This is a genomic window from Streptomyces sp. NPDC021012 (genome assembly GCF_044333355.1).
Taxonomy (GTDB): Bacteria; Actinomycetota; Actinomycetes; order Streptomycetales; family Streptomycetaceae; genus Streptomyces.
The window spans coordinates 38,844-57,049 of sequence record NZ_JBIRQU010000009.1; the positions used below are offsets into that span (position 1 = coordinate 38,844).

General features: G+C 72.2%; 18 protein-coding genes. 13 read left to right on the forward strand and 5 right to left on the reverse strand.

The annotated features are described in order from the left end of the window. Window positions 1-164: 164 nt before the first annotated feature. Window positions 165-3,704 carry a DNA polymerase III subunit alpha gene (gene dnaE, locus ACH4TP_RS27290; protein ID WP_398177609.1) on the forward strand — a complete coding sequence of 1,180 codons (3,540 nt, stop codon included), beginning with the start codon at window positions 165-167 and terminating at the stop codon, window positions 3,702-3,704. A gap of 66 nt (window positions 3,705-3,770) precedes the next feature. Here the strand turns inward: dnaE and ACH4TP_RS27295 are convergent, their stop codons facing one another. Further along, window positions 3,771-3,944, reverse strand: coding sequence for a hypothetical protein (locus ACH4TP_RS27295; RefSeq protein ID WP_389223984.1), 174 nt, complete (start codon window positions 3,942-3,944; stop codon window positions 3,771-3,773). A gap of 216 nt (window positions 3,945-4,160) precedes the next feature. Between ACH4TP_RS27295 and ACH4TP_RS27300 the strand changes: the two genes are divergently transcribed. Genes ACH4TP_RS27300 through ACH4TP_RS27315 form a run of 4 tightly spaced genes read left to right on the forward strand, consistent with a single transcriptional unit; the run spans window position 4,161 to window position 8,025 of the window. Further along, window positions 4,161-5,492 carry an NYN domain-containing protein gene (locus ACH4TP_RS27300; protein WP_389223981.1) on the forward strand — a complete coding sequence of 444 codons (1,332 nt, stop codon included), beginning with the start codon at window positions 4,161-4,163 and terminating at the stop codon, window positions 5,490-5,492. A 20-nt stretch (window positions 5,493-5,512) separates the two neighbouring features. Further along, window positions 5,513-6,484, forward strand: a complete 972-nt coding sequence (locus ACH4TP_RS27305; protein WP_398439489.1) for an ABC transporter ATP-binding protein — start codon at window positions 5,513-5,515, stop codon at window positions 6,482-6,484. A gap of 40 nt (window positions 6,485-6,524) precedes the next feature. Then, window positions 6,525-7,352: an ABC transporter permease gene (locus ACH4TP_RS27310; RefSeq protein ID WP_398177603.1), complete on the forward strand. Its 828-nt coding sequence runs from the start codon at window positions 6,525-6,527 to the stop codon at window positions 7,350-7,352. 34 nt (window positions 7,353-7,386) lie between these two features. Next, window positions 7,387-8,025 (forward strand): DUF2567 domain-containing protein, encoded by a 639-nt coding sequence (locus ACH4TP_RS27315; protein WP_389223976.1) that lies wholly within the window; start codon window positions 7,387-7,389, stop codon window positions 8,023-8,025. Window positions 8,026-8,130: 105 nt separating this feature from the next. Here the strand turns inward: ACH4TP_RS27315 and ybaK are convergent, their stop codons facing one another. The 4 genes from ybaK to ACH4TP_RS27335 all read right to left on the reverse strand — a co-directional run bounded on the left by ybaK (window position 8,131) and on the right by ACH4TP_RS27335 (window position 12,161). Further along, window positions 8,131-8,628, reverse strand: a complete 498-nt coding sequence (gene ybaK, locus ACH4TP_RS27320; protein ID WP_383671253.1) for a Cys-tRNA(Pro) deacylase — start codon at window positions 8,626-8,628, stop codon at window positions 8,131-8,133. Between the two features lie 47 nt (window positions 8,629-8,675). Next, window positions 8,676-9,413 (reverse strand): LON peptidase substrate-binding domain-containing protein, encoded by a 738-nt coding sequence (locus ACH4TP_RS27325; protein WP_389223973.1) that lies wholly within the window; start codon window positions 9,411-9,413, stop codon window positions 8,676-8,678. An 11-nt stretch (window positions 9,414-9,424) separates the two neighbouring features. Continuing rightward, complete coding sequence (locus ACH4TP_RS27330) at window positions 9,425-10,465, reverse strand: hypothetical protein (protein WP_398439390.1); 1,041 nt, start codon at window positions 10,463-10,465, stop codon at window positions 9,425-9,427. 88 nt (window positions 10,466-10,553) lie between these two features. Then, window positions 10,554-12,161 carry an oxidoreductase gene (locus ACH4TP_RS27335; RefSeq protein ID WP_389223967.1) on the reverse strand — a complete coding sequence of 536 codons (1,608 nt, stop codon included), beginning with the start codon at window positions 12,159-12,161 and terminating at the stop codon, window positions 10,554-10,556. A 215-nt stretch (window positions 12,162-12,376) separates the two neighbouring features. On the opposite strand from ACH4TP_RS27335, the gene hisD reads away from it, so the two are divergent. From hisD to hisF, 8 genes are read left to right on the forward strand one after another with little or no spacing between them, the layout of a single operon-like run. Further along, entirely contained in the window at window positions 12,377-13,720 is a 1,344-nt protein-coding gene (gene hisD, locus ACH4TP_RS27340; protein ID WP_398177595.1) for a histidinol dehydrogenase, read from the forward strand. Further along, complete coding sequence (locus ACH4TP_RS27345; protein WP_389223961.1) at window positions 13,717-14,823, forward strand: histidinol-phosphate transaminase; 1,107 nt, start codon at window positions 13,717-13,719, stop codon at window positions 14,821-14,823. The genes hisD and ACH4TP_RS27345 overlap by 4 nt, the downstream gene beginning before the upstream one ends. Continuing rightward, on the forward strand, window positions 14,820-15,413 hold the full coding sequence (gene hisB / locus ACH4TP_RS27350) for an imidazoleglycerol-phosphate dehydratase HisB (RefSeq protein ID WP_030492957.1): 594 nt from the start codon (window positions 14,820-14,822) through the stop codon (window positions 15,411-15,413). Before ACH4TP_RS27345 ends, hisB begins: the two co-directional genes overlap by 4 nt. Window positions 15,414-15,415: 2 nt before the next feature. Continuing rightward, complete coding sequence (locus tag ACH4TP_RS27355; RefSeq protein WP_389223958.1) at window positions 15,416-15,580, forward strand: hypothetical protein; 165 nt, start codon at window positions 15,416-15,418, stop codon at window positions 15,578-15,580. After that, window positions 15,577-16,224, forward strand: coding sequence for an imidazole glycerol phosphate synthase subunit HisH (gene hisH / locus ACH4TP_RS27360; protein WP_389223956.1), 648 nt, complete (start codon window positions 15,577-15,579; stop codon window positions 16,222-16,224). The genes ACH4TP_RS27355 and hisH overlap by 4 nt, the downstream gene beginning before the upstream one ends. Then, complete coding sequence (priA, locus tag ACH4TP_RS27365; protein WP_398177588.1) at window positions 16,221-16,946, forward strand: bifunctional 1-(5-phosphoribosyl)-5-((5-phosphoribosylamino)methylideneamino)imidazole-4-carboxamide isomerase/phosphoribosylanthranilate isomerase PriA; 726 nt, start codon at window positions 16,221-16,223, stop codon at window positions 16,944-16,946. Before hisH ends, priA begins: the two co-directional genes overlap by 4 nt. After that, on the forward strand, window positions 16,943-17,341 hold the full coding sequence (locus tag ACH4TP_RS27370) for a RidA family protein (protein ID WP_398439391.1): 399 nt from the start codon (window positions 16,943-16,945) through the stop codon (window positions 17,339-17,341). The genes priA and ACH4TP_RS27370 overlap by 4 nt, the downstream gene beginning before the upstream one ends. Next, on the forward strand, window positions 17,338-18,093 hold the full coding sequence (hisF, locus tag ACH4TP_RS27375; RefSeq protein WP_398439392.1) for an imidazole glycerol phosphate synthase subunit HisF: 756 nt from the start codon (window positions 17,338-17,340) through the stop codon (window positions 18,091-18,093). The genes ACH4TP_RS27370 and hisF overlap by 4 nt, the downstream gene beginning before the upstream one ends. The last annotated feature ends 113 nt before the right edge of the window (window positions 18,094-18,206 follow it).

The following is an 18,206-nucleotide window of genomic DNA, read 5'->3' on the forward strand; positions in this document are numbered from 1 at the left end:
GTGCAAGAATGTCCACGACAATACGGACAGGTGTTCCGTGTCTCTCAACGCGCGACCCTAGCTCCGAGTGCCCGCCGACTGTCAGCCCGGAGACGTAGACTTCCACGCTGTCCCCCCAGACTGTCCGCAGCCTGTCGCCCAGCGTTTTCCGGAGGCCTCCCGCCGTGACCAAGCCGCCCTTCACGCACCTCCACGTCCACACCCAGTACTCGCTGCTGGACGGTGCCGCGCGGCTGAAGGACATGTTCAACGCGTGCAACGAGATGGGCATGACGCACATCGCCATGTCCGACCACGGCAACCTGCACGGGGCCTATGACTTCTTCCACAGCGCGAAGAAGGCCGGCGTGACGCCGATCATCGGCATCGAGGCGTACGTGGCGCCCGAGTCCCGGCGCAACAAGCGGAAGATCCAGTGGGGCCAGCCGCACCAGAAGCGGGACGACGTCTCCGGTTCCGGCGGTTACACCCACAAGACGATCTGGGCGGCGAACGCCACCGGCCTCCACAACCTCTTCAAGCTCTCCTCCGACGCCTACGCCGAGGGCTGGCTGCAGAAGTGGCCCCGGATGGACAAGGAGACCATCTCCCAGTGGTCCGAGGGCCTGATCGCCTCCACCGGCTGCCCCTCCGGCGAGCTGCAGACCCGCCTCCGCCTCGGCCAGTTCGACGAGGCCCTCAAGGCCGCCTCCGAGTACCAGGACATCTTCGGCAAGGACCGGTACTTCCTGGAGCTGATGGACCACGGCATCGAGATCGAGCACCGGGTCCGCGACGGGCTCCTGGAGATCGGCAAGAAGCTCGGCATCCCGCCGCTGGTCACCAACGACTCGCACTACACCTACGCGCACGAGGCCACCGCCCACGACGCCCTGCTGTGCATCCAGACCGGCAAGAACCTCTCGGACCCGGACCGCTTCAAGTTCGACGGCACCGGCTACTACCTGAAGTCCACGGACGAGATGTACGCCGTCGACTCCTCGGACGCCTGGCAGGAGGGCTGCCGCAACACCCTCCTCGTCGCGGAGCAGATCGACACCACCGGCATGTTCGAGGCCAAGAACCTCATGCCGAAGTTCGACATCCCCGAGGGCTACACCGAGGTCTCCTGGTTCCGCGAGGAGACCATGCGGGGCATGCACCGCCGTTTCCCGAACGGCATCCCCGAGGACCGTCTCAAGCAGGTCGAGTACGAGATGGACACCATCATCTCGATGGGCTTCCCCGGCTACTTCCTCGTCGTCGCCGACTTCATCATGTGGGCGAAGAAGCAGGGCATCGCCGTCGGTCCCGGCCGAGGCTCCGCGGCCGGCTCGATCGTCGCGTACGCCATGGGCATCACCGACCTCGACCCCATCCCGCACGGCCTGATCTTCGAGCGCTTCCTCAACCCCGAGCGCATCTCGATGCCCGATGTCGACATCGACTTCGACGAGCGCCGGCGCGTCGAGGTGATCCGGTACGTGACCGAGAAGTACGGCGCCGACAAGGTCGCCATGATCGGCACGTACGGAAAGATCAAGGCGAAGAACGCCATCAAGGACTCCGCGCGCGTCCTCGGCTACCCGTACGCCATGGGCGACCGGCTCACCAAGGCCATGCCCGCCGACGTCCTCGGCAAGGGCATCGACCTCGACGGCATCACCAACCCGAGCCACCCGCGCTACAGCGAGGCCGGCGAGATCCGGGCGATGTACGAGAACGAGCCGGACGTGAAGAAGGTCATCGACACCGCCAAGGGCGTCGAGGGCCTGGTCCGGCAGATGGGCGTGCACGCCGCCGGCGTGATCATGTCCAGCGAGCCGATCGTCGACCACGCCCCGATCTGGGTGCGGCACACGGACGGCGTGACCATCACGCAGTGGGACTACCCGCAGTGCGAGTCGCTCGGCCTGCTGAAGATGGACTTCCTCGGCCTGCGCAACCTCACCATCATGGACGACGCCGTCAAGATGGTGAAGGCGAACAAGGGCATCGACCTGGACCTCCTCGCCCTGCCGCTGGACGACCCCAAGACCTTCGAACTGCTCCAGCGCGGTGACACCCTCGGCGTCTTCCAGTTCGACGGCGGGCCCATGCGCTCGCTGCTGCGGCTGATGAAGCCCGACAACTTCGAAGACATCTCCGCCGTGTCCGCCCTGTACCGGCCGGGCCCGATGGGCATGAACTCGCACACGAACTACGCCCTGCGCAAGAACGGCCAGCAGGAGATCACCCCGATCCACCCCGAGCTGGAGAAGCCGCTCGAAGAGGTGCTCGCGGTCACCTACGGCCTCATCGTGTACCAGGAGCAGGTGCAGAAGGCCGCCCAGATCATCGCCGGCTACTCGCTCGGCGAGGCCGACATCCTCCGCCGCGTCATGGGCAAGAAGAAGCCCGAGGAGCTGGCGAAGAACTTCACCATCTTCCAGGCCGGAGCCAAGAAGAACGGCTACAGCGACGAGGCCATCCAGGCCCTCTGGGACGTCCTGGTCCCCTTCGCCGGCTACGCCTTCAACAAGGCGCACTCCGCCGCGTACGGCCTGGTCTCCTACTGGACCGCCTACCTCAAGGCCAACCACCCCGCCGAGTACATGGCGGGACTGCTCACCTCGGTCAAGGACGACAAGGACAAGTCCGCCGTCTACCTCAACGAGTGCCGCCGCATGGGCATCAAGGTGCTCCCGCCGAACGTCAACGAGTCCGAGGCGAACTTCGCCGCGCAGGGCGACGACGTGATCCTCTTCGGCCTCACCGCCGTCCGGAACGTCGGCGCCAACGTCGTCGAGTCGATCATCAAGACGCGCAAGGCCAAGGGGAAGTACTCCTCCTTCCCCGACTTCCTGGACAAGGTCGAGGCCGTCGTCTGCAACAAGCGGACGGTCGAATCGCTGATCAAGGCCGGCGCCTTCGACGAGATGGGCCACACCCGCAAGGGCCTGGTCGCCCACCACGAACCCATGATCGACAACGTGGTGGCGGTCAAGCGCAAGGAGGCCGAGGGGCAGTTCGACCTGTTCGGCGGGATGGGTGACGAGGCGAACGACGAGCCCGGCTTCGGCCTCGACGTCGAGTTCTCCGACGTCGAGTGGGAGAAGTCGTACCTGCTCGCCCAGGAGCGCGAGATGCTCGGCCTGTACGTCTCCGACCACCCGCTCTTCGGCATCGAGCACGTCCTGTCCGACAAGACGGACGCGGCGATCTCCCAGCTGACCGGCGGTGAGCACGCCGACGGCGCGGTCGTCACCATCGGCGGCATCATCTCCGGCCTCCAGCGCAAGATGACCAAGCAGGGCAACGCCTGGGCCATCGCCACCGTCGAGGACCTGGCCGGCTCCATCGAGTGCATGTTCTTCCCGGCCACGTACCAGCTGGTCTCCACCCAGCTCGTCGAGGACACGGTCGTCTTCGTCAAGGGACGCCTCGACAAGCGCGAGGACGTGCCCCGCCTCGTCGCCATGGAGCTGATGGTCCCCGACCTGTCGAACGCCGGGACCAACGCGCCGGTGGTCCTCACCATCCCGACCGTGAAGGTGACCCCGCCGATGGTCAGCAGGCTCGGCGAGATCCTCAAGCACCACAAGGGCAACACCGAGGTGCGGATCAAGCTCCAGGGCCCCCGCACCACCACCGTGCTCCGGCTCGACCGGCACCGGGTGACGGCCGACCCGGCGCTCTTCGGCGACCTGAAGGTGCTGCTCGGCCCGTCCTGCCTGGCCGGCTGACCCCGTCCCGTCCACGCGCAAGGGGCGCGCCCGTTCCCACGGGCGCGCCCCTTTGCCGTCCGAGCGTCAGTTGTGGCCGAAGCGCTTCTGACGGCCCTTGCGGGCCATGTCACCGGGCGTGACCTGGCTCGCGCGCGACTCGGCCTGCGATTCCATCGCCGACTGCTGCGCCTGCTGCTGACCGCGTTCGGCCTGCGACTGCTGCTTCTGACTGCGGTTCTGGTTGCGGTTCTTGGCCATGGGGATGCCTCCTCAAAGGGACCTAGGGGCCAGGGCCGCTGTCAGACTCACACACGGTACGAACCGCCGCATGTTGGATCATTACGGAGCGTAGGCGGCGCGTGGAGGTGATACTCGCCACGCCGATGATCCAGTTCCGGACGTCAACCACCTGGCGGTCGGGCAGACTCGAAGGAACCCGAAGCACCCTTTCGATCCCGAGGCTCCCGAAAGAGGGTGGAACACGTGGACCGCTGCGTCGTCCTGGTGGACGCCGGCTACCTGCTGGGCGCCGCCGCCAGTCTCCTCGCCGGGGAACCGGCCCGCTCCAGGATCACCGTCGACCACGCCGGTCTCATCCAGCAGCTGCGGCAGCGCGCCGAGGCCGAGACCGCGCTGCCCCTCCTGCGGATCTACTGGTTCGACGGCGCGCCGGACCGGGTGCCCCAGCCCGAGCACCGCAGACTCCGCGTGATGCCCCGGGTCACCGTCCGGCTCGGCGCCCTGACCAGGAGCGACGGGCGCTGGGCGCAGAAGGGCGTCGACGCGGCCATGCACACCGAGCTGACCGAGCTCGCCAGGAACAGGGCCTGCTCCGACATCGTGCTCGTCACGGGCGACGGCGACCTGCTGCCCGGCCTCATGTCGGCCAAGGAGCACGGCGTCGCCGTCCACCTCTGGGCCGTCCAGGCCGCCGACGGCGACTACAACCAGTCCGAGGACCTCGTCGCCGAGGCCGACGAGCGGCGGGTCCTCGACCGGGCCTGGATCACCCGCGCGGTCCGCGCCAGGGACCTCACCGGCATCTGCGCGCCGCCGCCCGCCCCGCGCCCGGAGATCGCCGCCATCCTCTCCGCGCCGCTGCCGGAGGCGGCGCTCGCCGCCTCCGCCTCCGCCTCCGCCGAACGGGCCGCCGCCGCGGCCCCCGCCGAAGCGAACGGCGAGGGCGGCCACGACCGCCTGCACGCCAACGGTCACCTCCACGCCAACGGCCACGTCCGCGAGGACGAGCACGTCCACGGCGCCGGCGTCCCCTCCCCGGCGACGGGCAAGGGCGTCCCCACCCCCAAGGACCTCGCGGGACTGCGCGGCCCCGGCGCCCAGGCCGCCCCGGTGCCGCAGGGCGCGAGCGCGCTCCGCTGGTCCTCCGACCGGGGCTGGATCGAGCGCCCGGCCCCCTCCTTCGGCGAGCCCGCCGAGACCGCCAGCCTGCCCACCCTCGCCACGCTCACCAGCGCGGAGCAGCGCTGGGCCGACCGCGAGGAGGACATCACCACCGTCGGCGGCGACCCCTTCGAGGTCGGACAGGTGTTCGCCCGCCGGTGGATGGAACGGCTCCCCGAGCAGAGCCACGTCCAGAAGCTCTCCACCCTCTACCCGCGGATCCCGCACCGCATCGACGGCGAACTCCTCCGCTACGCCGCCCGTTTCGGACTGCTCGCCCACAAGGACGACCAGATCGACGAGCACGACCGGTACGCGATCCGGGCCGGTTTCTGGCGCGAGATCGACGTCCGGGCCGCCGCCGAACACGCCCCCGCGCCCGGAGCGGGCCCGGCGACCCCTTAGGCTCTTACCCCGTGAGTACGGTGTGCGTGGTGCGGGATCTGGTCAAGACGTACCCCGCCACGCGCGGCAGGCGCGGCGCGCCCGCGACCCCGGAGGTGCGGGCCACCGACGGGATCAGCCTCGACGTGCGCGGCGGCGAGATCTTCGGCCTGCTCGGACCCAACGGCGCCGGCAAGTCCACCCTCGTCCGCCAGCTCACCGGGCTCATGCGCCCCGACTCCGGCACCGTCGAGCTCCTCGGCCACGACCTCGTGCGCCACCCCGAGCGGGCGTCCCGGCTCCTCGCCTACCTCGGCCAGGAGTCCACCGCCCTCGACGAGCTGACCGTCTCCCTCGCCGCCGAGACCACCGGACGGCTCCGCGGCCTCTCCGCCCACGACGCCCGCGCCGAGCGCGACGCCGTCCTGGACGAGCTCGGGCTCGGCGAGATCGTCGGCCGCCCCCTCAAGAAGCTCTCCGGCGGACAGCGGCGGCTCGCCTGCTTCGCCGCCGCGCTCGTCGGCCGCCGGCCCGTCCTCGTCCTCGACGAACCCACCACCGGCATGGACCCGGTCGCCCGGCGCGCCGTCTGGGCCGCCGTCGACCGGCGCCGCGCCGAGCACGGTGCCACCGTGCTGCTCGTCACCCACAACGTCATCGAGGCCGAGACCGTCCTCGACCGGGTCGCCGTCATCGACCGCGGCCGGGTCATCGCCTGCGACACCCCCGCCGGACTCAAGGAGCGGGTCGCCGGCGAGGTCCGTGTCGAGCTGGTGTGGCGCGAGGCGCCCCCGCTCCACCTGCCCGAGGTCGCCGCCCTGCGCGGCCTCGCCCAGGAGACCGGACGCCGCTGGCACCTCCGGCTCGCCCCCGACGCCGCCCGCGAGGCCGTCGCCGCCGTCACCGGCGGGGCCGCGTTCGCCGCGCTCGACGACTTCACCCTGGCCACGCCCAGCCTGGAGGACGTGTACCTCGCCCTGGGCGGCGCGACCGAGGGACTGGTGAAGGCGTGACCCCGGACCGACCGCACGTGACCTTCAGGAGCCGTACGCAGTGAGCACCCTGCCCGCCGAGGTCCTGCCGACCGGCGCGCTCCCCGCCACCGGCCGGGACGAGGACGGGGCCGCCGCGCCCCTCGCCCCGCGCGCCCGGCTCCTGCCGGCCCTGGCCGCCGTCTACCGGGCGCAGCTCTCCCGGGCCCGCGTCGCCCGCATCCCGCTGCTGTTCGTCGCCACCTTCCAGTCGATCGGGATCATGGTCCTGATGCGCGGGGTCGTCGACGGCGGCTCCGAGGCGCGCGCGGTCGTGGCCGGCTCCACCGTCCTCGTCGTCGCCTTCGTCGCGCTCAACCTGCTCGCCCAGTACTTCGGGCAGCTGCGGGCCGGCGGCGGCCTCGACCACTACGCCACCCTGCCCGTGCCGCCCGCCTCCGTCGTCCTCGGCGCGGCCGGGGCGTACGCCTCCTTCACCGTGCCCGGGACCGTCGTCACCGCCGTCGCCGGCTCCCTGCTCTTCGGGCTGCCCCTCGGCCAGCTGTGGATCCTCGCCGCCGTCGTCCCGCTCGCCGGGGCGGCGCTCGCCGGACTCGGCGCGGCCCTCGGGCTGCTCGCGCCCCGCCAGGAGCTGGCCACCCTCCTCGGCCAGCTCGGCATGTCGGCGGCCCTGCTCCTCGGGGTCCTCCCGGCCGAGCGGCTGCCCGGACCGATCGGCTGGGCGCGGGACCTGCTGCCGTCGACGTACGGCGTGGAGGCCCTGGCCCGCACCTTCGAGCCGCACCCCGACTGGGCGGCCGTCGCCGCCGACCTCGCCGTCTGCGGGGTGGTCGGCCTCGTCTCGCTCACCGTCGCCACCTGGGCCTACCGGCGGGCCGCCGTCCGCTGAGGCGGGCCACAGGGACACCTGGCACGATGGCGGGGTGACCGCACCTCTGACTCCGCCTCACCAGCCGCCGCACGATCCCGACCGGCCCCCGCCGCCCCCGCCGCCGCTCGGTCCGGCCGGGGACCCGATCACGGGCGCCGAGGTCGTGCAGGGCGTGCTGGTGACCCTCGCCTCCGCGGTCGCGGGGGCGCTGCTCGGGGTGCTGTGGCTGAACCTGGCCCCGCGGGTCCTGCTCATCTCGGACGGCAAGGGCGTCTACCTCCGGAACTCGGAGGGGGAGCAGGCGATCGGCGCCGACGGAACGTTCGTGCTCCTCGCGCTGGCCTTCGGCGCGGTCGCCGCGCTCGTCGTCTTCCTGCTGCGCCGCAAGGGCGGCGTCCCGCTCGTCCTCGGCCTGGCGCTCGGCGGCGGCCTGGGCTCGCTGCTCGCCTGGTGGATCGGGACGAGCTTCGGCCCCACCGGCGACGTGGTCGCCCACGCGAAGGCGGTCGGCCCGAACGTCCCCTTCGAGGCGCCGCTCGAACTGAACCTCGGGGCCGCCGCGATGCTGGCCTGGCCGCTCGCCGCGATGATCGTGCACCTCGCGCTGACGGCCGTCTTCGGGCCCCGCGACCCGGAACCGGAGCCCTGGGATCAGCCCAAGGCGTACACGCAGGGCCCGGGCACGCACTGAGCCCTCGCTCGTACGGAGCCCCCGTGCTTACGGCGTAAGCACCCTGCGGGGCGCGACTGAGCCCCCGCTCGTACGGAGCCCCCCCCCGTGAGGCCGCGCCCGACGTCAGGCGCGGCCGATCGGGGCCACGACCGCCGAGGTGAGGGCGGCCAGATCGGCGGGGGAGAGCTCCACCTCCAGGCCGCGGCGGCCCGCGGAGACGCACACGGTCGCGTGGTCCGAGGCCGAGGAGTCGAGGACCGTACGGAGCCGCTTGCGCTGGCCCAGCGGGGAGATGCCGCCCCGCACGTACCCCGTCGTGCGCTCCGCCGCCGCCGGGTCGGCCATCGCGGCGCGCTTCCCGCCGACCGCCGAGGCCAGCGCCTTCAGGTCCAGCTGGCCCGCCACCGGGACCACCGCGACCGTCAGCTCGCCGTCGACGTCCGCGACCAGCGTCTTGAACACCCGGTCCGGGGAGACGCCGAGCGCCTCCGCCGCCTCCTCCCCGTACGAGGGGGAGGCCGGGTCGTGCTCGTACGCGTGCAGGGTGAAGGGGGTGCCGGCCTCCGTCAGGGCCACCGTCGCCGGGGTGCCCCCGCTGTTCTTCTTCTGCTTCTTCGCCACGCGCTCTTCCTCGACTCGGTCGGCTCGGTCGGCCCGGCGGGGCCGGATCAGTTCGGGTAGGTCGGGGCCTGCGTCAGGTCCACCACCGGCAGCGAGGGCAGATGCCGCAGCACCGCGGTCTCCGCCCGCAGCAGCGTCAGCTCCTCCCGCAGCCGGGTCGCCGTGTCCGGCGCCTGGAGCAGCCGCTGCTTCGACGGGACGTCGAGCACCGCCGCCGCCGCGACCAGGTACGACACCACGGAGGGCTCGTCGGGCAGCTCACTCGCCGTCAGCGAGCGCTCCCGGGCCCCCGCGAGACGCTTCTGGTAGTTCCGGAAGGCCCGCAGCACGCCCTCGGCGAGCGCGGACGCCTCCTCGCCCTGCTCCTCGGGGATCTCCTCGACCTCGGCCGTCAGGAACGGCCCGCTCGCGTCCACCGACAGCAGCTTGACCCGGGTCGTACCGGTGGTCATCACCTCGAAGCTGCCGTCGGCGCGCTCCCGGATCGACGCCGCGTCGGCGATGCAGCCGACCCGGTGGAAGGACTGGATGGGATCGGAGCCGAAGCCCGCGGCCGGGCCCTTCTCCGGCAGCGCCGTCTGGTCCGGCAGGCCGGGAGCCGTCGGCGCGACCTCGCGGCCGTCACGGATGGCGACGACGGCGAAGCGGCGCGGCTCCGCGTCGTCGATCGTGAGCAGTTCGCGCATCATGGCGCGATAACGCTCCTCGAAGACGTTCAGCGGCAGCACGAGGCCGGGGAACAGCACCGCGTTGAGCGGGAAGAGAGGCAGGCGAGCGGTGGTCACAGCCGCCAAGCCTAATGGCCGCCGGGCCCGCCCCGTCCGGTCCTTCCGGTACCCGTGCCGTGGAGGGGGGTCCGGCGGGCCAGTTCGCCCCGCGCCCGGTCCCGCGCGGCCAGGAACAGGAGGAGGGGGTCCTCCCGTACGGAACCCCGCGCGGCACCCCAGGGGAAGGAGGTCGCGTACGGGCCGATCCGCCCGAACTCCTCCCAGGCCTCCGGCCAGCGCGCCCGCTCCACCAGCACGTACGCCAGCAGGTTGCGGACCTCGGCGGGCCACGGGTCGCCCGCCGGGAACTCCGCGGACAGGGCGAGGGCGCGGAGCACCGCCCGGTCGACCCGGGCGGCCGGCACGGCCCCGTCGGGACCCGGCGCCACCCGGAGCCCGTCGTAGGCCGCGCGGATGGGCAGCGCCCCGACGAGCGAGCCCGGGGTGGCGTCGTCCGCGGCCTGCTCGGCGAAGTCGAAGGCGGCCCGGTGCGAGCCGTACCACTGCGCGGAGAGGTACTTCAGGGCGGCGACGTGGCAGCCGTAGTGGTGCGGGGAGCGGCGCACGGCCTGCTCCCACAGCGACTCGAAGACCGCGTGCCCGGCGTGCGCCCCGCGCGCGTGGTCGAGCGCCAGCCGCCACGGCACCGGATCGTGCGGGGCCTGCCCGGCGATCTCCCGCACCAGCGGAGCGAGCTCGCGCAGCCGCTCGGCCCGCGCCGGGGACTCCCAGGCCCTGCGGACGGCGAGCTGCGCCGTGACGAGGAGGGCGTCGGGATCGCCGGGCGCGGCGGCGAGCCACCGGGTGAGCCAGTCGCCCCTGCTGTACGCGAAGGTGGCGAGCCGGGTGACGTAACGGTCGCGGTCCTCCCACTCCCCGGCGTCCCGGGTGGTCGCGAGCAGCTTCGCCGCGGGCTCCGGGTCGCCGAGGGCCGCGGCGACCAGGGCGGGGGAGAGCCGCTCGTCCGGGGCGTCGAGCAGCACGGCGTCGTCCGGCACGACCGCCGCGGCGAGCCGCGGGGCGTGCCGGGCCGAGCGGGCGGTGCCGACCAGGGCGCGGAGAAAGCACATGATGTCTGCATTCTCCCCCGGCCGTGCCCGCCGCGGCAGCGACATCACCAGGTCGCGACAGCACCCTCACCCCGTGGTGACAGCGTCCTCACCCCCTCCTCAGCAGGCGGGTCGCGCCCGCCGCCACCGTCGTCGCGAGGATCCAGCCGAGGCAGACGAGCGCCGCCGCCGCCCACTGCCAGAGGCCCTCCAGGCGCCAGGCGCCGTCCTGGCCGAGGTTGATCACGGGCACCAGCAGGTCGAGCGCGTACAGCGTGGCGTTCCACTCGGGCGCCTCGTCCGCCTTCAGCGGTATCGGGCGGTAGTGGGCGAAGGCCACCGTGCCCGCCGCCCACAGCACGGCCATCCACAGCGCCGCCCGGCCCGGCCGGTAGCCGTACGCCACGGTCCAGTCCTGGAGGTACCCCCACAGCTTGCCCGCGATCGGCAGGGTCTCCCGTCTGCGCCGCTGCTTGGCGAGCAGCACCTCGCGGGCGTCGGCGTCCTCCCCGCTGTTGCGCAGGACCGCCGCGAGCCGCTCGTACGGCTCGGGGGCGTACTCCGGGGTCGCCGCCGCCACCCACTCCAGGCGCCGGGCCAGCGGGAAGTGCCCGTACGGCACGAGGTTCTCGTAGACGAAGCCGCCCATCGCGAGCCCGCCGGGCCCCGGCCAGCTCGTCGACAGGTCGATCAGGGTGACGACCTTGGCGCCGTTGAGCACCACCCGTCCCTCCTCCGGCCGCTCGCCGTTGAACCGCAGCTCCGGGGTGACGATCCGGCGCAGCGAGACCTCCTCCCGCCGGGCGCCGTTCAGCAGGAAGCGGGCGAAGTGCAGGTCCACCGCGTCACCGAACCGGCCGTCGTCGAGCCGCACCCCGCCGTGGCACTCCACCGGTTTGCGCCGGGTGCCCTGGGCGGGCGTCACCCCGTACGGCGGAGTGGCCGTGGTGCTCCCCGTCCGGCCGGAGGCCTCCTCGTACACCCAGGCCGCGTTCAGATAGAGCGAGCGCTCCACCGTCAGCTGCGGGGCGTTCAGCGCGCGGCGGCCCTGCGCCCCGCGCAGCACGCTGCCCCGCAGGCTGAGCGAGACGCCCACCTTCGCCCCGCGCAGGCTCAGCTCCCCGTGGGTCTCGATCAGCTCGGCCTGGAGGTCCTGGGCGACCACCATCCCGTCCGCCGTGATCGCCCGCCCGCGCCGGTCCGGCCACACCTGGACCTGGTTGATCAGCAGGTCCGTGCCGATCTGGGCGTCCGTCAGCCGGATGCCCCGCCGCACCCGGCAGCGCGGCAGGTGCAGATCGCCCTCCGTGTGCAGCCGGGCCGCCTCCAGGCGCGGCAGCGCGCACTCGACCATCCGCAGGGTGCCGAACCGGGCCTCGGGCAGCACCACCTCGCCGTCGAACCGGCAGCCGTGCAGCTCCACGTACGGCCCTATCGTCCCGCCCGCCAGGTTCAGCACGCCGGTGATCCTGACCCCGCGCAGCTTCAGCGCGGCCACCCGCCCGGACCGGGCCGGCGGCCCGGCGAGCAGCAGCAGCGCCACCACGTCGGCGCGGACGCTCCGCTCCTCCCCCCACTCCCGTCCCCCGAAGGGGTCGTCCCGCTCCGCGATCCCCTCCGTCAGATCGCAGGTCCTGCCGATCCGGAACGCCCGCCACACGGCCCGCTCCGGGCCCGTGAGACCTTCCGGCATTCCGTCCTCGTGCGGCTCGGTCACTGCCGCCCCCTCGCTCTCCCCGATGCGCTCCCACGATTCCGCCGACCGGGACTCGTGGATTCGTACAGTCGTTCTTCCCTCGCTGTGACGGGCTGAACGCTAACGGTCAGGAGTGGCGAGGAGACGCCACCGTGGCGCGTATCAGCCAGTGAGGAGCATGTATCAGCTGCTGATACGGGCGACCGGCGTTGTAGGCCGTCTGCGAGAATTGACCCGTGATCTCTCGAATCGATCTGCGCGGCGAGACCCTCCCCGAGGGTTCCGCCCTGCGCGACCTGCTGCCCCGTGCCGAGTTCGACGTGGAAGCCGCCCTGGAGAAGGTGCGGCCCATCTGCGAGGACGTCCGGCATCATGGCGCGGCCGCGGTGATCGACTACGGGGAGAAATTCGACGGCGTCCGCGTCCCGGGCCTGCGCGTCCCGGCCGAGGCGATCTCCCGCGCCCTCGACGAGCTCGACCCGGCCGTCCGCGCCGCCCTCGAAGAGTCCATCCGGCGCGCCCGGCTCGTCCACCGTGAGCAGCGCCGCACCACCCACACCACCCAGGTCGTGCCCGGCGGCACGGTCACCGAGAAGTGGATCCCCGTCGAGCGCGTCGGCCTGTACGTGCCGGGCGGCCGCTCCGTCTACCCGTCCTCCGTCGTGATGAACGTCGTCCCCGCCCAGGAGGCCGGAGTCGAGGGGGTGGCCGTCTCCTCCCCGCCGCAGAAGGAGTTCGGCGGCCTTCCGCACCCGACGATCCTCGCCGCCTGCGCCCTCCTCGGCGTCGACGAGGTGTACGCCGCCGGCGGCGCCCAGGCCATCGCCATGTTCGCCTACGGCACGGAGGGCACCGCCGACGAGCCCGGCTGCGCCCCCGTCAACCTGGTCACCGGCCCCGGCAACATCTACGTGGCCGCCGCCAAGCGCCTCCTCAAGGGCCGCATCGGCATCGACGCCGAGGCCGGCCCGACGGAGATCGCGGTCCTCGCGGACTCCACCGCCGACCCGGTGCACGTCGCCGCCGACCTCATCAGCCAGGCCGAGCACGACCCGATGGCCGCCTCCGTCCTCGTCACAGACTCGGACGAGCTGGCCGCCGCCACCGAGGCCGAGCTGAAGACCCAGGTCGCCGCCTCCAAGCACGTCGACGACCGGATCGTCCCGGCCCTGGCCGGCCGCCAGTCCGCGATCGTCCTGGTCCGCGACCTCGCCGACGGCCTCAAGGTCGTCGACGCGTACGGCGCCGAGCACCTGGAGATCCAGACCGCCGACGCCGCCGCCGTCGCCGACCGCGTCCGCAACGCGGGCGCGATCTTCGTCGGCCCCTGGGCGCCGGTCTCGCTCGGCGACTACTGCGCCGGCTCCAACCACGTCCTGCCCACCGGCGGCTGCGCCTGCCACTCCTCGGGCCTCTCCGTGCAGTCCTTCCTGCGCGGCGTGCACATCGTGGACTACACGCGCGACGCCCTCGCCGACGTCGCCCACCACGTGGTGACCCTCGCCGAGGCCGAGGACCTCCCGGCCCACGGCGCCGCGATCAAGGCCAGGTTCGGATGGAAGGTGCCGGAGACCAAGTGACCGGAATCGACGACCTGCCCGTCCGGGACGAGCTGCGCGGCAAGTCCCCCTACGGCGCGCCCCAGCTCGACGTCCCCGTCCAGCTGAACACCAACGAGAACCCCTACCCGCTGCCCGAGCCCCTGGTGGCCCGGATCGCGGAGCGGGTCGCCGAGGCCGCCCGAGGCCTCAACCGCTACCCCGACCGGGACGCGATCGAGCTCCGCACCGAGCTCGCCGCCTACCTCACCCGCACCGGCGGACACCGCGTCGGCGTCGAGAACGTGTGGGCGGCCAACGGCTCCAACGAGGTCCTCCAGCAGCTGCTGCAGACCTTCGGCGGCCCCGGCCGCACCGCGATCGGCTTCGAGCCCTCGTACTCGATGCACGCCCTGATCGCCCGCGGCACCGGCACCGGCTGGATCTCGGGCCCGCGCAACGAGGACTTCACGATCGACGTCGAGGCGGCCGTCCAGGCCATCGCCGAGAACGCGCCGGACGTCGTCTTCATCACCTCGCCCAACAACCCCACCGGCACCGCCGTGAGCGCGGGCACCGTCCTCGCCCTCTACGAGGCGGCGCAGGCGGCCAAGCCCTCCATGGTCGTCGTGGACGAGGCGTACGTGGAGTTCAGCCACCGCGACTCGCTGCTGCCCCTCATCGAGGGCCGCCCGAACCTGGTGGTCTCCCGGACCATGTCCAAGGCCTTCGGCGCCGCCGGGCTCCGCCTCGGCTACCTCGCCGCCCACCCGGCCGTCGTCGACGCCGTGCAGCTGGTCCGCCTGCCGTACCACCTCTCGGCCGTCACCCAGGCCACCGCGCTCGCCGCCCTGGAGCACACCGACACCCTCCTCGGGTACGTCGAGCAGCTCAAGGCCGAGCGCGACCGCCTCGTCACCGAGCTGCGCGCCCTCGGCTACGAGGTCACCGACTCCGACGCCAACTTCGTGCAGTTCGGGAAGTTCCCCGACGCGCACGCGGCCTGGCAGAAGATCCTCGACCGGGGCGTCCTGGTCCGGGACAACGGCGTACCGGGATGGCTGCGGGTCACCGCGGGCACCCCCGAAGAGAACGACGCGTTCCTCGACGCGGTCCGTGAACTGATGAAGGAGCAGGAACGATGAGCCGCGTAGGCCGCGTTGAGCGCACCACCAAGGAGACCTCGGTCGTCGTCGAGATCGACCTCGACGGCACCGGCAAGGTCGACGTGTCGACCGGGGTCGGCTTCTACGACCACATGCTCGACCAGCTCGGTCGGCACGGGCTCTTCGACCTGACCGTCAAGACCGACGGCGACCTGCACATCGACTCGCACCACACCATCGAGGACACCGCCCTCGCCCTCGGCGCCGCCTTCAAGCAGGCCCTCGGCGACAAGGTCGGCATCTACCGCTTCGGCAACTGCACCGTCCCGCTGGACGAGTCCCTCGCCCAGGTCACCGTCGACCTCTCCGGCCGCCCGTACCTCGTGCACACCGAGCCCGAGAACATGGCGCCGATGATCGGCTCGTACGACACGACGATGACCCGGCACATCCTGGAGTCCTTCGTCGCCCAGGCCCAGATCGCGCTGCACGTCCACGTGCCCTACGGCCGCAACGCGCACCACATCGTGGAGTGCCAGTTCAAGGCCCTCGCCCGCGCGCTGCGCTACGCCTCCGAGCGCGACCCGCGCGCCGCCGGCATCCTCCCCTCCACGAAGGGCGCGCTGTAACCGTGACCGGCCTCTCCAGCATCCTCATCCTCGTCGGGCTCTTCCTGCTCGGCGGCATCTACTCCTTCGTCAAGCAGCAGATGCCCAAGAGCCTCATCGTGCTGCTCTCCATCGGCGCCGCGATGTGTCTCTCCGCCGGCGTGCTGCGTCTGGACGTGTGGTCATGAGCACGATCTCCCCGAAGAAGGTCGTCGTCTTCGACTACGGCTTCGGCAACGTGCGCTCCGCCGAGCGCGCCCTCGCCCGCGTCGGCGCCGAGGTCGAGATCACCCGCGACTACGACAAGGCCATGAACGCCGACGGGCTCCTCGTCCCCGGCGTCGGCGCCTTCTCCGCCTGCATGAAGGGCCTCAGGGAGGCCCGCGGCGACTGGATCATCGGCCGCCGGCTCTCCGGCGGACGCCCGGTCATGGGCATCTGCGTCGGCATGCAGATCCTCTTCTCCCAGGGCATCGAGCACGGCGTGGAGACCGAGGGCCTCGACGAGTGGCCCGGCACGGTCGAGCCGCTGAAGGCCCCCGTCGTCCCCCACATGGGCTGGAACACGGTCGACGCGCCCGCCGACACCCAGCTCTTCGCGGGGCTCGACGCCGACGCCCGGTACTACTTCGTGCACTCCTACGCGGTGCGCGAGTGGAGCCTGGAGATCGGCAACCCCAACATCCGCGCCCCCAAGGTCAGCTGGGCCACCCACGGCGAGCCCTTCGTCGCCGCCGTCGAGAACGGCGCCCTGTGGGCCACCCAGTTCCACCCCGAGAAGTCCGGCGACGCCGGCGCCCAGCTCCTCACCAACTGGATCGGAACCCTGTGAGCACTCTCGAACTCCTCCCCGCCGTCGACGTCCGCGACGGCCAGGCCGTCCGGCTCGTCCACGGCGAGTCCGGCAGCGAGACCTCCTACGGCTCCCCGCTGGAGGCCGCCCTCGCCTGGCAGCGCGCCGGCGCCGAGTGGCTCCACCTCGTCGACCTGGACGCCGCCTTCGGCACCGGCGACAACCGCGACCTGGTCCGCGAGGTCACCGAGGCCATGGACATCAAGGTCGAGCTCTCCGGCGGCATCCGCGACGACGCCACGCTCGCCGCCGCCCTCGCCACCGGCTGCACCCGCGTCAACCTCGGCACAGCCGCCCTGGAGACCCCCGAGTGGGTCGCCAAGGTCATCGCCGAGCACGGCGACAAGATCGCCGTCGGCCTCGACGTGCGCGGCACGACCCTGCGCGGCCGCGGCTGGACCCGCGACGGCGGAGACCTGTACGAGACGCTGGCCCGCCTCGACTCCGAGGGCTGCTCCCGGTACGTCGTCACCGACATCGCCAAGGACGGCACCCTCCAGGGCCCCAACCTGGAGCTCCTGAGGAACGTCTGCGCGGCCACCGACAAGCCCGTCGTCGCCTCCGGCGGCGTGTCCTCCCTGGACGACCTGCGGGCCCTGTCCGGCCTGGTCCCGCTGGGCGTCGAGGGCGCGATCGTCGGCAAGGCGCTGTACGCCAAGGCCTTCACCCTCGAAGAGGCGCTCGCGGCGGTGGCGTCGTGACCGCCGAGGTCCGCAAGGTCGTCACCGGTGCTCCCTGGGAGGAGCAGTTCGGCTACTCCCGCGCGGTCGAGCTGCCCAACGGGACCGTCCTGGTCTCCGGCTGCACCTCCGTGATCGGCGGAGCGGTCGCCGACGGCGGCCCGTACGAGCAGGCCATCAACTCCTTCAACGTGGCCTTCGACGCCCTGAAGCAGCTGGACCTCGGCCCCGAGGACGTCGTCCGCACCCGGATGTACATCACCCACGCCCGGGACGTGGACGAGGTCGGCCGCGCCCACAAGGAGCTGTTCGACGCCGTCCGCCCCGCCGCCTCCATGATCATCGTCTCCGGCTTCGTCGACCCGCGTCTCGTGGTCGAGGTCGAGGTCGAGGCATTCCGGAGTGATGCCGCATGAGCCTCGCCGTACGCGTGATCCCCTGCCTGGACGTGGACAACGGCCGGGTCGTCAAGGGCGTCAACTTCCAGAACCTGCGGGACGCGGGCGACCCCGTCGAGATGGCCAAGCTGTACGACGCCGAGGGCGCCGACGAGCTGACCTTCCTCGACATCACCGCCTCCTCCGGCAACCGGGAGACCACCTACGACGTGGTGCGCCGCACCGCCGAGCAGGTCTTCATCCCCCTCACGGTCGGCGGCGGCGTCCGCTCGGCCGAGGACGTCGACAAGCTGCTGCGGGCGGGCGCCGACAAGGTGGGCGTCAACACCGCAGCCATCGAGCGACCCGAGCTGATCCGGGAGATCGCCGAGCGCTTCGGCCGGCAGGTCCTCGTCCTGTCGGTCGACGCCCGCCGCACCTCCACCGGCTTCTTCGAGGTGACGACGCACGGCGGCCGCAAGGGCACCGGCATCGACGCCGTCGAGTGGGCGCACCGGGCCGCCGAGCTCGGCGCGGGGGAGATCCTGCTCAACTCGATGGACGCCGACGGCACGAAGGACGGCTACGACACCGAGATGATCGCCGCCGTGCGCAAGCACGTGACGGTCCCGGTGATCGCCTCCGGCGGCGCCGGCAAGCTCGCCGACTTCCCGCCGGCCGTCGCGGCGGGCGCGGACGCGGTGCTCGCGGCCTCCGTCTTCCACTTCGGCGACCTGCGGATCTCGCAGGTCAAGGAGACGCTGCGGGAAGCCGGTCACCCGGTCCGCTGAGTCGTCGTTCCGCTTGAGGGAAGGGCCCCTTCGGGGGCCCTTCTTCGTGCCCAGATGTGCAGGATCAGTTGCGCAATTTTTATTGCGCAAGTTTTCTTTCGCATCTAGGGTCG